Raw genomic sequence first — 13,080 nt, 5'->3', positions numbered from 1 at the left:
GACTCTATATTCACTTTAAATATTTTAACCACATTTTTAAATGCATCCATTATTAAAAAATAAAAAAGCATTCATATTCGATATGGATGGTGTTATAGTAGACAACATTTCCTATCATATTGATGCTTTAAAAGAATTTTTAAAGCAATTCGGAAAAGAAATCACTACTGAATATTTTCAAACCCACTTGAATGGCAGAACCATACAAGAATTAGTGATGGAACTAAAGCCTGGTGCCTCAAAAGCTGAGATAATGGCTTTATCTGAAGAAAAGGAACAAATTTATCGTAACCTCTATGCAGCCCATATTACACCCACACAGGGATTGTCTGATTTTCTTCAATTAGCCAAGAAGAGCGGTATGAAAATGGCTGTTGCTACCTCAGCTATTACAGCCAATGCAGATTTCACCCTGGATGGCCTGAACATCCGCCATTACTTTGATGCGATAGTTGACAGCACAATGGTGATAAAAGGCAAGCCTGATCCACAAATTTATTTGAAAGCCTCCAATTTATTGAATATTTCTCCTAAGGATTGCGTTGTATTTGAGGATGCGTTGGCAGGTATTAAATCTGCAAAAGCTGCAGGTATGGATGTAGTAGGCCTATACACTTCCTTGAAAGAAGAAGAATTACCTAACGACATATTATTAAAGATAAAAAACTTTGAAGAAATCTGTGAGTAATACAATACAAAAAATAAGTTTCCTCTTTAGCTTAATGTTATTTTTTGTCTTTTCCTTAAATGCACAAAATTTAAAAATAGCGAAGCTGAAATATAATGGAGGTGGTGATTGGTACGCCAATAAAACTGCCTTGCCAAACCTTATCAGCTTCTGTAATGAAAAATTAAACACTACAATTAACAACAAGGACTTTGTGGTTGAGGTAGGCAGTAAGGAACTTTATCAATATCCTCTCATCTACATGACGGGCCATGGGAATGTGGTTTTTTCTGATACAGAAGCGGAAAATTTACGAAACTACCTAATAGCAGGAGGCTTCCTGCATATTGATGATAACTATGGTTTGGATCAATTCATCCGAATTGAAATGAAAAAAGTATTTCCGGATCTGGAATTTGTGGAAATTCCGTTTGATCATCCTATTTATCATCAAAAATTTAAGTTTGATAACGGATTACCAAAAATTCATGAACATGATGGCAAGCCGGCCCAAGGGTTTGGAATAGTATATGAAGGCAGACTTGTATGCTTTTATTCCTATGAAAGTGACTTAGGAAATGGATGGGAAGACAGAAGCATTCATAATGATCCGGAAAGTGTGAGATTAAAGGCACTTCAAATGGGTGCCAACATTATCAGCTTTGCTTTCCTTCAAAAGTAGTATTGAAAATCAGGCGCAATTTTTGTAATGCTATAAAAATCAACAGTTCATAAAAGGAATAATAAAATAGAAAATGTAATTTCGTGCATATGAAATTCAACACCCCATTAAGCTTTCTTAAAATTACCGCCCTGGCTGCTATTCTATTTACTGCCTGCGAACCTTGCTATGACTGCGGACCGGAGAATGCTTACCCTTACTTCAATTTAAGTATCCTCAATAAAACCTCTCTGGACACGCTAAGAACAGATAGCAGTGCACTGGTGGCTGAAATAAAAGCAATAGACAATTTAATAAAAGATCCTGCCAATGCACCTATCATCGATTCATTGAACAGTGAAAAAACTGCTAGTCAGCAGTCTCTTACCTATATAAAGAACCTTATTACTACTACAAAAAACAGGTTAATCAGTATTCACTCTATCAATGGGGAAGAAGGCTTGTTCATCAACCAAAATGGTGGAGATAGTTTGACCCGGTTCAAAATCCCAATTAATACCAATACCAATGAGTCGGAATATCAAATACAAATTGAAGGTGCCAATTTTGAAAATTATCTAAAAATCTCCTACGAGTTAAGTGACACAGTACTCAATAGCAAAATCACTAAAAAGGCTTCTAACCTTCAGGTTATCACTCATGAATTCGAGTCCTTAATATCTCCCAGAGGCTGTACTCCTATTATTGAATGCAGCAGTAACGAACTACAAATTTATGTTGAGATATAACTATATTATTTTAATAGCTATTGCCTTATTGGCACATCCGCTTACTTCATATGGACAAACGGAAGAAGAAGCTATGCCAGAAAAAGTCAATAAGTTAGCATTAGGCCTGTCTTTAGACTACTTAAAGCTCCATACGCTATTATTGGATGAAAGCGAAAAATGGGAAGCTGCTGTCAATTTTAAATTCTATGAGAGGGTATCACTCGTTGGTGAATATGGACTGGCCACACTTACTCCTGATGATGCTTATAAAAATGCTGATTATAGCTCAAAAGGAGATTATTTTAGAATAGGTACTGACTACCATCTTACTGTAACACCAGGAAATTACTTACTTCTGGGAATTCGCTATTCACAGGCTCAATTTGACGAGTCTATCCATTTCAGCATTGAAAACCCTATTTTCCCCAATGAAAATGATGAAGTAGACAGAACAAATTTATCTGCTCAGTGGTTTGAATTCGTGATCAACTCCGAGAAAGAAGTTAAAAGGGTTTTTGGGAAAGATATAAAAGATTTCATGTCTATAGGTTTTAGGCTTCGGCTAAAAAGCTTTTTGGAATATGAAGATTTCGAAAAAATAGACACAAAAAGAATCCCGGGTTATGGTATGACGAACACCTCCCTTAATCCGGAAATAAATTTGTATTTAAAATTCAGGTTGAATATATTTTAATCCTTCCTCTTTTAATTTCCTTTTACAGAAAATCATTCTTTGAAACCTCAGTTCTTTTTTTTAGTTAATATACTTGTATGGCACTAAACAAAAAGAAACATATGGAAGTCAGGTTCATTTATAATAGTAACCAAATTAAGGAAAGAAAGACTTTAGCTTATATTAAATCTTTAGACAAGCACTACATTAACGAAGTAGACATATATAAACAAACCCTCACAGAAAGGCAATTGGCCGAACTAGCCGGGAAATTAAATGTACATGTTGGAGAACTACTAGATGAAGAAAGTGAATTCTATAAAGATAACTTAACAGATTCCCAATTGGAAACCAACGACATCCTCGTATTGATAAAAAACAACCCTGATATTTTGAAGACTCCTATTGTAGAATATGGTAAATCAGCTGATTTTGTGGGTTCAGCCTACGATTTTAACAATATCGACTTAGAATTTGAGTCCAATAAAGATGAACTTTCCAATAGAGATGAAAAAGATAATTAAAAACACATTGTTCACCGTTTCATGCTGCCTATCCCTTCAGGGAAAGAAAAGCCAAATCCAATAATCACATAGCTTAAAACATATATTGGATACTCATATCCAGGCTAATAAAATCAGGAGTACTGTTAAAACTTGCGCCATCATTGGTGATATTTGTTAAAGCTTTTTTATAGGTTGGAGTTAAACTGATGGCATAATTCTTTGAAAAAGAATAGCTAAATTCAACACCTGCCAAGGCACTATAAAAAGAATTCTTATAGGACTTTCTATCATTTTGATCAAAGGAAATGTCAGAAATCTGATCGCTCCCCCCTCGAATCGTGTTCTTAAGGAGAAAATCAGCACTGGCTCCTCCAACCAGGCCAATTCCAAATTTCCGGTCTATAAACTTATAGGAAACCAATAAGGGCACGGAAAGGATCTGAAAATCATTATACAAGTCATATTCAGATGTAACATTGATTATTTTACCATCCGACAATTCTGTTGAGCTACTAGCTCCATGATAAGGGTAAAGCTCATCACTGTTAACATCTCTTACTACCGCGCTACTCTGAGAAGAAGTTCGGTAGTTACCATATTGCAACCCACTTTTTATTTTCCACCTTTCATTGATACTAAGACCTGCATGCACACCAAAAGTCATTGATAAGTTACTATTGATGGGAGCTGAGCTCAGGCTTTCAACCAATTCTCTTTCTTTACTATATTGTACATCACTCCCTGTTAATGACCTGCCTGAAGTACCGGGTGTATTGAGAGCTGAAAAGGAAGACTGAAGTGGTCCTGAAGTAATATTGGTATTAGGGTTAAAACTACTGGAGCCCAGGTTAAAAGCTGACTGAAAAGCAATGTTAGAATTGTTTTTATCCTTATCAAGACTGCTGACAGCAAAATAAGAAACATCTTTTATATCCACATCTGCTAACTTCAGCTCATTGATTTCAAGCGCGGAAGGAGAAAGAGCGGTTAGCCTACTCAAGCCATTCTGATCTTGATTAATAGGAGGCGAAGTAGCTTTATTAATTTCATAAACACCTACCTGATTACCGGATTCGTTACCCGCTATAGCAAAAGAAGATGAACCTGCATCCTTTCTGTTATTACTGATAAAATTCTCATCACTTCCGCCAGAAACATCAAGAACATCTTTCTTTTCCAACTTAGTAGCCCTACCCCTCGTAACTTCATTTTGCCCAGCTATTCCTATACCGTTATCGCTTTCTGTTTGAGATTCAGATAGTGCTTTAGGACTTTTTATCTCTGCCAATATATCGGAACCATTATTTTCCCATTGCACCAATGAATTGGAAAGATCTATGGTTTCTATTTTACTTTCCTGCCCCTGGAATTTTACTCCCTGTAGGTTAAAATAAATAGAAACTACTGCAATTAGTAAAACTGCTGCGGCCACATTTCTATAAAAAACGGCCTTTCTTTGCATTTTCACATTGTCATGCTTAAGCAACTCCGCTTCAATTCCCTCCCATACATTAGAAGAAGGTTCAACTTTTGCCTCATTGAACTTCCTTCTGACAGAAGTATTGAATAAATCTTTATCTTTATCGAACTCTTTCATTCCCCCACTTACTTTGCTTTTCTAATAAATCCATTAATAAATTTCTTGCCCTGGAATATTGCGACTTCGATGTACCTTCACTTATGGATAACATTTTAGCGATTTCCTTATGTTGATAACCTTCTACAGCATACAAATTAAATATTACCTGGCATCCTGTTGGTAATTTTTGTACTAAGTCCATTAAATCATCAACTGCCATGTTTTCCACAGATACAGAACTTAAACCATCCTTCAACTCATCTACATCTACCATTGGGTAGAGGTAAAGTTTATTTCGCTGATGGTTTAAAGCAGTATTGATGATAATTCGCTTGATCCAATAGCCAAGACTTGAATCTTGCCTAAAATTTTTAATATTTTGAAACACTTTAATAAATCCCTCTTGTAATATATCCTCAGACTCTTGCGTTGACTTTGAATAGCGCATAGCAACAGCCATCATGCCTGAGGCAAATTGTTGGTAGAGCTGGTATTGACTCTTTCTGTCACCTTTTTGGCAACCTTTTATGAGTTCTATGGTTGTTGGCATATCGAAACCCAGGGGATTCTGTTATATTTAGACTCAAATTACAAACTAATGGTTGGAATACAGAAAAAAATAAAGCAAATAATTTTAATATCTTTCATTTTACTGGCTGCAAAGGCATGTGTTCCTTTACAACCTACCACAGGTTCCGGCTCTGTTGCTCAAAATTTCCCTACATTAAAATTCATCAATACAACCTATAGTGGAAACATAGGAACTGTTCAATTGGCCAGTTTCAAAAATGGTCAGTTCATTTCTTCCAAAAATGCAGTGATCGGACTGGATAAAAACGAATCATTGCAATTAAGCTTTGATGATATAACAAGTCAACAACAATTATATCAGGCAAAAATATTTCACCTTAACAAGGACTGGACTCAAAAGAGCAATTTATTGCCCATGGATTTCTTATCCGACTACAATCAATTTAGCATAAGGGATTTTGAATACTCCTTTGATACAAAAATGCCTTATGTACATTATACGCTGGAGGTGCCACCTGTGAAAATTTCCGGCAACTACCTGCTTGTAGTGTATAGGGGCAACAATGAAGATGACATTGTTTTAAGTGAAAGATTTATGGTGTATGAGGACAAAGCAGGTATTGCTTATGAGATTGTACCCTCCAATGTTGTTAGCCAACGAAGAACGCATCAGGAATTGCGGTTTGAAGTACTGCTTAATAGGGTGAATATACTTAATGCAGGCTCTGACATTTACCCCGTAATCAGGCAAAACAGTAATTGGTTACATGCTATTCAGCCAAAAGAACCCATGCGTATTACTGATCAAAACCAGAAATTGGTTTATGAATTTTATAATGGGGAATTGAACTTCCCCGGAGTCAATGAATTCAGGTTTATTGATTTGACTACAGTGAATTTTAAAGGATCCAATGTAATCAATATTAACAAAGATGCTAAACCAATAACTGCTTTGGCAGGAGTGGACAAGAACCGCTCCCATCAGGCCTATAGGGAATGGAATGATAGAAATGGTGCTTTCATCATTGGGAATAGGGAAAGGCAAACCAATGAGTTAGTAACTGATTATTTTGAAACTACTTTCCAACTGGAAGCACCCCAACAACAGGAAGATATTTATATTGTAGGTGAATTTAATAACTGGGAAATAAATCACAAAAGCAGAATGAAATTCGATCCTACCAAAGGCAGATATACGAACAGCTATCTTCTTAAACAGGGTTATTATGAATATTTGTACTACACTGCAAATAGTCCCCACTATGAACTGGAAGGGAATTATGTAGATACAGAAAATGAGTACGACATCTCTGTATACTACGCCAATCCTCAATTACGCTATGACCAGTTAATTGGTTATGTTAGGTTTAACTCGCGAGCTGCCCGGTAAAATAAGGGGTAGTTTTACTACCCGGTATAACCGTTGCCAGATCAAGCATTCCAAATCCCTTTTCATTATAAAGGCCTATCCCACATTCAAACAAGAATTTATGCACTTCAACGGGAGCTTTTAAAGTAAAAGGAAAAGTATATCCTCTTACTTCATAGGGCACATCCTGATCAAATAAAGGATATACACGAGAATATTTTTTTCCTGCATCTTCCAGTTTTTTGATATAATTCTCATCCGGAATGAAATCTATATCATCTGTATTTTTTAACAAATCAGTTTTCTGACAAATAGCATCTACTAATAAAGTTTTAAACTCCTCTGACAAAGGGTGGATAAATCTTTTAGCAGTTTCATCCGAAAATTCCGGCTTTAACAACAATATGGGAGAAATACAGATGTACTTCATTTCCTCTATGATATCTATTTCCGGTTCCAGTTCCACTGAAAAAGGAATCATTGTTAAACCATTCAATTTAATCTCAGGTAGAGTAAACAATGCTTCAATAATAGCATCTATAAATTTTTTGTCCTGGCAGGAAAAGACAACTGTAATTTTTGAGCTGTAAAAATGTAACCCAGCTTTGCTTACTGTAGTTTGTCCTTTCAGCCCGGAAAAATTAAAGTTATGGTGATCAAATTCACCCAGGTTTTCATCTCTGCATTTCTTTATCAATCCTTTAAAGAATCTGAACAAATAATACTGGTGATGAAAGGGAATTGATGCTCCTTTATCCTTATTTGTAAAAATTAAACGTACTCTCACAATTTTGTATGGTTAAATATAAGAGACTATCAGTAAACAATAATGTTTAACAGTTAGAGGAATATTTGTTAATACATTAAAAAAAAATGTGTCTGGAACCCCTATCGGCCTATTTTAGTTTTTTTGGTTGATTCAAATGATATAAAAATTTAAATATAAAATTTTACTTTTTCAAATATATGAACAAAGAAAGAGAATTTAAAAGTGACATAAAAGCAATTGTTCACCAATAAATCCTCTTAGTATAGTGGAATTCTTAAGAAATCATGTACAGGAGATTAAACGTTAAATCGGAAATGCATGATGTCCCCATCTTTTACCACATATTCCTTTCCTTCAATAGCCATTTTACCTGCTTCTTTACAAGCTAGTTCTGTGCCATATTTTTGAAATTCTTCCAACTTTATCACTTCTGCCTTAATAAAACCTTTTTCAAAATCAGTATGAATAACTCCTGCAGCTGCCGGGGCCTTCCACCCTCTTTTAATAGTCCATGCACGCACTTCCTGCACACCAGCGGTGAAATAGGTGATTAAATCCAGGATATGATACGAGGCACTTATAAGCTTATTTAATCCTGATTCCTTCAGTCCGTATTCAGAAAGAAACATTTCTTTTTCCTCCGGCTCATCAAACTCAGCTATTTGTGCTTCAATTGCCGCACTTACTATAATCACTTCAGCCCCCTCATCTTTTACATACTCTTTGAATTTATCAACCCATTCATTGCCGGTTACGGCAGCTGATTCCTCCACATTAGCGGCATAAATAACAGGTTTATCAGTTAATAATAATAAATCCCTGATGGGTTCTTTTTCATCTTTGGTAAGATCCAGTGTTCTGGCATTTTTACCATTCTGAAGTACTTCTTTGTATTTATTAAGGATATTTAGCTCGTTTTTGGCCTTCGAATCACCTGTTTTGGCAATTTTCTCCACTTTCTGAATTTTCTTTTCAACAGATTCCAAATCCTTCAGTTGCAGTTCCGTATCAATAATATCCTTATCCGCTATAGGATTTACCCTGCCAGCTACATGGGTAACATTGTCGTCTTCAAAACAACGAACTACGTGAATAATGGCATCTACCTCTCTGATGTTAGCCAAAAATTTATTTCCTAATCCCTCACCTTTACTTGCTCCTTCTACCAAACCGGCAATATCCACAAATTCTATAATGGTAGGCACTACTTTGTTTGGCTTTACCAATTTCTCCAAAATGTGCAATCGCTCATCGGGTACGCTAATCACTCCTACATTAGGCTCAATTGTACAAAATGGAAAATTAGCTGCTTCAGCTTTGGCATTAGATAATGCATTGAATAAAGTGGATTTACCCACATTAGGTAAACCAACGATACCACATCTTAAACCCATGAATAATAATATTTAGTTTTGAAAAATCTTATACTGTTTGTATCCCTTGTATAACTCAATCATTACCACCCGAATGATTGTATAAACAGGTATGGCGGCAATCATTCCTACCACACCTGCCAAGGATGCTCCCGCAAAGATAATAACAAATATTTCTAATGGGTGTGCTTTTACGCTTTTTGAAAAAATGAGTGGTTGGAGGAGAATGTTATCTGTAATCTGAACTATTGAAAAAACCGAAACAATTTTCACAATAAGTATCAATAAATCATTGTTGAATTCAAATATTCCACCTGTAGTTACTCCCACTATAATTCCAAATGTCGCCCCTAAAATAGGTCCTGCATAAGGAATTAAGTTGGCTACAGCTGCAAATACGGCAATAGTTACTGCATATTTAATTCCAAATATACTCAAACCCACAGAGGCAATAGTAAAGATTGCCACCATTTGAAAAAGTAAACCGAGCAGATAATTGGAAAGCAAACTTTCAATTTTATAGAGCGCACCAATAGATACTTCAAAATATTTATTAGGAATGAGGGAGATAAATTTTCTACGCACCAAACCTTTTTCGTAAAGCATAAAGAATGTAATAAAAGAAACAGCTAAAACTCCCACAAAAAAGCTCCCGGTAAATGAAATAAGGTTGTTGATTAAAGTACTGACATCAACAGATTGTACAAAATTCAGGATGCTTTCACGAAGTCTGTCAATGATAAACCCATTTTCACTTAGGTTAGGTAAGGAATAGATCAGGAAAACTTCCAGGGAATGTATAGGTTCAGATATTTTTTCATATAAAACATCATAATCCAATTTACTGAGTATTTGAATTTGTTCAGAAACCAAAGGAACAAAAAGGCCAACAAATAAGGCAATAAAACTTATCAGAATACCAAAGGAAATGATGATAGTAAGTGCTTTGGGAAGCTTATAGCCATAAAAGTAAAGGCTATTGAGGTAATTGGTCAATGGCCTTAGAATAGTAGCCACAATCAATGATATCACTATATAAATAAGGATATCCGCAAATAGCAACCCTACTATGTAGAGAATAAATAATCCGCCAAGAAGATAAAAAATGGGTCTTAGTCTGTTCACAGCGCTAAGTTAATATAAAAGAAGATAAATAATGCCTCCTTTAAACAAAGGAGCATTATTTATACATTATTTCCAGGATAGTTCGTCTGAATCATCCTCGCTGTCTTCACCATTTTCATTATATTCTCTGTCGAACTGAGTGAAGTCAAATTCCGGCATTAATTCTGTTTTAATGTGGTCTACACTTTCTGTTAATGCGCCCATGAACTTGTTGAAATCTTCTTTATAAAGAAAAATCTTATGCTTTTCATAAGAAAAACCATCTTCTTTATATTTTCTTTTGCTTTCGGTAATAGTTAGGTAGTAATCATTTGACCGAGTGGTTTTTACATCAAAAAAATACGTCCTTTTCCCTGCTCTTACTCTCTTTGAAAAAATTTCTTCTTGTTCTCTTTCCATATGCTCTTTCACTTTCTCTTAGACTGATAAATTGATTGTTTCTTCATAAATGAATTTAAATATAGTATAATCAATTTCATATTTGCAAATTGTATTCGGTAATTTGCTAAAACATAACTTTAAGTTAATTAAAAATCATGAGCAAAGAGATGGATATATCGTTGGAGAAATTGCCCCAAATACCTGCGCTGGATTTATTGGCAAGGCAATTGGTGGAAGGCTTTATCACCGGGCTCCATAAATCACCTTTTCATGGTTTTTCTGTAGAGTTTGCTGAACACAGGCTATACAATACAGGTGAGAGTACCCGCCATATCGATTGGAAAGTATATGCCAAAACAGACAGATTGTATACCAAAAGATACGATGAAGAAACCAACTTAAGGGCCTATATCCTTTTGGACAGCAGTTCTTCCATGTATTACCCGGAAAAGAATTACGGGAAAATACGCTTTAGTATTTTGGCCGTGGCATCCCTGGCCTACTTGCTTCATAAACAACGTGATGCTATAGGTCTGATTACCTTTTCCGACAAAATAAATACGTTTACAGAGGTGAAATCCACCAGGGCACACCTTCAGAATATTTTTGTACAGCTGCAAACTTTATTAAAGGAAGAACCTAAAAATGAATCTACAGATTTAAGTTCTACTTTGCATTTAGTAGCTCAGAAAATCCATAAAAGATCATTGGTAATTATTTTCAGTGACTTGATGACCCAAGCTGATCAGCTGGAAGATTTTTTTAAGTCCATTCAACACATCAAACACAATAAACATGAAGTATTGTTTTTCCAGGTGAATGACCCCTCCACCGAATTGGAGTTTGAATTGGAAGACAGACCTTATTTATTACAGGATTTGGAAAGTGGTGAAGAGATGAAGTTGAACCCTCACCAGGTGAAAGACTGGTACAAAGAAAAAACAGAGGCCTACTATCAGGAAATAGCCATGAAATGTCATCAGTATAAAATAGATTTAACCAAAATTGATATTAATGATGATATCCAAAAGGTACTGGCAAGCTTTTTAATTAAAAGAGGGAAGATGAGGTAGTGGAGAAGTCGGAAGTATAGTCAGAAGTAAAGTGGGAAGTCGGAAGAGCAGAATATTAAAACAGATAATCAAGCAGCAGTTGAAACTGTTTCTTAATTTGTAACTTTGGTTACATTCCCCCTACTTTGTGGTCCGTATATTTGAATATTATTAAGAATTGAAATCATTAAGAGATGCACATAGAACAAATTTATACAGGATGTTTAGCGCAAGGCGCTTATTATATAGAAAGCAATGGCGAAGCTGCTGTAATTGATCCATTGAGAGAATCTGCTCCATATATTGAGAAAGCAGAAAAAAGAGGGGCTAAAATTAAATATATTTTTGAAACGCATTTTCATGCTGACTTTGTTTCCGGGCATGTGGATTTAGCACAGAAAACCGGAGCCACAATAGTTTACGGACCAGGAGCTAAGACTGATTTTGAACTACACGAAGCCAAAGACGGTGAAATATTTGAAATAGGTGAAGCAAAAATCAAGGTTTTGCACACCCCGGGCCATACAATGGAAAGTTCGACTTTCCTTTTATTAGATGCTGAAGGCAAAGAAAAAGCCATTTTTAGTGGTGATACTTTATTTATTGGTGATGTAGGCCGGCCTGATTTGGCACAAAAAGCTGGCAGTATTACTCAGGAAGACCTGGCGGGCATGTTGTATGACAGCCTGAGAAATAAAATCATGGTATTGCCGGATGACGTAATCGTTTACCCTGCTCATGGCGCAGGTTCTGCATGTGGTAAAAACATGAGTAAAGAAACAACTGATTTGTTGGGCAATCAAAAGAGAACCAATTATGCTTTGCGTGCCGATATGACCAAAGAAGAATTTATTAAAGAGGTAACAGATGGTTTACTTCCTCCTCCGCAATACTTTGCTCAAAATGTAGCCATGAACAAATCCGCCAGTACCAGCGGACTAGATAGCATTTTGAAAAAAGGAAATATCGCACTTGATGTAGAAACATTTGAATCAATTGCCAATCATGAAGGTGCGTTGGTATTGGATACACGCCATCAAAATGAATTTGTAAAAGCACATATTCCCAACTCCATATTTATTGGCATTGATGGCAGCTTTGCTCCATGGGTTGGAGCATTAATTCCGGACTTACAGCAGCCCATCATTTTTATTGCTGATGAAGGCCGGGAAGAAGAAATAGTGACACGCCTTTCAAGAGTTGGCTACGATAATACTTTAGGTTACCTCAAAGGTGGAATTGAGGCATGGAAAGCTTCAGGAAGGGAAACTGATGAAGTTAATTCTATTTCTCCCGAAGATTTCGCCAACCAATACAAGAAAGCTAATTTGAATGTTTTAGATGTTCGGAAGCCTACAGAATATGAAGCAGAACACCTGGAAAAGGCAGGTAACCTTCCATTGGATTTTATCAATGAGAATTTTAAGGAATTGCAAAAAGGCAAAAATTACCATATTCATTGCCAGAGCGGATACAGATCAGTCATTGCTTCTTCCATTTATAAATCAAGAGGTTTTCATGAGGTAGTAAATGTTGAAGGGGGAATTAAGGGAATTAAAGCAACAGGATTACCTACTACTGAATATGTGTGCCCTTCAACTTTAAAATAAATTCAAACCATTAAGTTAGGTAGAAAAGTTCTACCTAACTTTTAATTACTAGC

General features: G+C 35.7%; 14 protein-coding genes. 8 read left to right on the top strand and 6 right to left on the bottom strand.

Annotated elements, in window-relative coordinates:
- Positions 1-40 precede the first annotated feature (40 nt).
- The 5 genes from JKA74_RS00835 to JKA74_RS00815 all read left to right on the top strand — a co-directional run bounded on the left by JKA74_RS00835 (position 41) and on the right by JKA74_RS00815 (position 3,256).
- Positions 41-688: an HAD family hydrolase gene (locus JKA74_RS00835; protein ID WP_201429255.1), complete on the top strand. Its 648-nt coding sequence runs from the start codon at positions 41-43 to the stop codon at positions 686-688.
- Between the two features lie 34 nt (positions 689-722).
- Positions 723-1,349, top strand: a complete 627-nt coding sequence (locus JKA74_RS00830) for a DUF4159 domain-containing protein (protein ID WP_201430158.1) — start codon at positions 723-725, stop codon at positions 1,347-1,349.
- Positions 1,350-1,438: 89 nt separating this feature from the next.
- Positions 1,439-2,077, top strand: coding sequence for a hypothetical protein (locus JKA74_RS00825; RefSeq protein WP_201429254.1), 639 nt, complete (start codon positions 1,439-1,441; stop codon positions 2,075-2,077).
- Positions 2,064-2,753, top strand: coding sequence for a DUF6048 family protein (locus JKA74_RS00820; RefSeq protein WP_201429253.1), 690 nt, complete (start codon positions 2,064-2,066; stop codon positions 2,751-2,753). Before JKA74_RS00825 ends, JKA74_RS00820 begins: the two co-directional genes overlap by 14 nt.
- Before the next feature lie 77 nt (positions 2,754-2,830).
- On the top strand, positions 2,831-3,256 hold the full coding sequence (locus JKA74_RS00815; protein WP_201429252.1) for an arsenate reductase family protein: 426 nt from the start codon (positions 2,831-2,833) through the stop codon (positions 3,254-3,256).
- 73 nt (positions 3,257-3,329) lie between these two features.
- Here JKA74_RS00815 and JKA74_RS00810 read toward each other — a convergent pair whose 3' ends face one another.
- Together JKA74_RS00810 and JKA74_RS00805 are read right to left on the bottom strand one after the other, a co-directional pair.
- On the bottom strand, positions 3,330-4,835 hold the full coding sequence (locus JKA74_RS00810) for a hypothetical protein (RefSeq protein ID WP_201429251.1): 1,506 nt from the start codon (positions 4,833-4,835) through the stop codon (positions 3,330-3,332).
- Entirely contained in the window at positions 4,819-5,367 is a 549-nt protein-coding gene (locus tag JKA74_RS00805) for an RNA polymerase sigma factor (protein WP_201429250.1), read from the bottom strand. Before JKA74_RS00805 ends, JKA74_RS00810 begins: the two co-directional genes overlap by 17 nt.
- Positions 5,368-5,415: 48 nt before the next feature.
- Here JKA74_RS00805 and JKA74_RS00800 point away from each other — a divergent pair, with 48 nt between their 5' ends.
- On the top strand, positions 5,416-6,738 hold the full coding sequence (locus JKA74_RS00800) for a type IX secretion system plug protein (RefSeq protein ID WP_201429249.1): 1,323 nt from the start codon (positions 5,416-5,418) through the stop codon (positions 6,736-6,738).
- Here the strand turns inward: JKA74_RS00800 and cas6 are convergent.
- The 4 genes from cas6 to JKA74_RS00780 form a co-directional block, all read right to left on the bottom strand.
- Positions 6,716-7,504, bottom strand: coding sequence for a CRISPR-associated endoribonuclease Cas6 (gene cas6 / locus JKA74_RS00795; protein WP_201429248.1), 789 nt, complete (start codon positions 7,502-7,504; stop codon positions 6,716-6,718). The genes JKA74_RS00800 and cas6 overlap by 23 nt on opposite strands.
- Positions 7,505-7,782: 278 nt before the next feature.
- Positions 7,783-8,880, bottom strand: coding sequence for a redox-regulated ATPase YchF (gene ychF, locus JKA74_RS00790; protein WP_201429247.1), 1,098 nt, complete (start codon positions 8,878-8,880; stop codon positions 7,783-7,785).
- A 12-nt stretch (positions 8,881-8,892) separates the two neighbouring features.
- Entirely contained in the window at positions 8,893-9,984 is a 1,092-nt protein-coding gene (locus JKA74_RS00785) for an AI-2E family transporter (RefSeq protein WP_201429246.1), read from the bottom strand.
- A gap of 66 nt (positions 9,985-10,050) precedes the next feature.
- Positions 10,051-10,395, bottom strand: coding sequence for a DUF3276 family protein (locus JKA74_RS00780; RefSeq protein WP_201429245.1), 345 nt, complete (start codon positions 10,393-10,395; stop codon positions 10,051-10,053).
- A 125-nt stretch (positions 10,396-10,520) separates the two neighbouring features.
- Here JKA74_RS00780 and JKA74_RS00775 point away from each other — a divergent pair, with 125 nt between their 5' ends.
- Positions 10,521-11,438: a DUF58 domain-containing protein gene (locus tag JKA74_RS00775; RefSeq protein WP_236587469.1), complete on the top strand. Its 918-nt coding sequence runs from the start codon at positions 10,521-10,523 to the stop codon at positions 11,436-11,438.
- Between the two features lie 173 nt (positions 11,439-11,611).
- Entirely contained in the window at positions 11,612-13,027 is a 1,416-nt protein-coding gene (locus JKA74_RS00770) for an MBL fold metallo-hydrolase (RefSeq protein ID WP_201429244.1), read from the top strand.
- Positions 13,028-13,080 lie beyond the last annotated feature (53 nt).

The organism is Marivirga aurantiaca, from assembly GCF_016679925.1.
In the GTDB taxonomy this organism is placed as follows: domain Bacteria; phylum Bacteroidota; class Bacteroidia; order Cytophagales; family Cyclobacteriaceae; genus Marivirga; species Marivirga aurantiaca.
The sequence above is the reverse complement of the archived record's forward strand: the minus strand, read 5'-3'. Positions and strand labels throughout refer to the sequence as shown.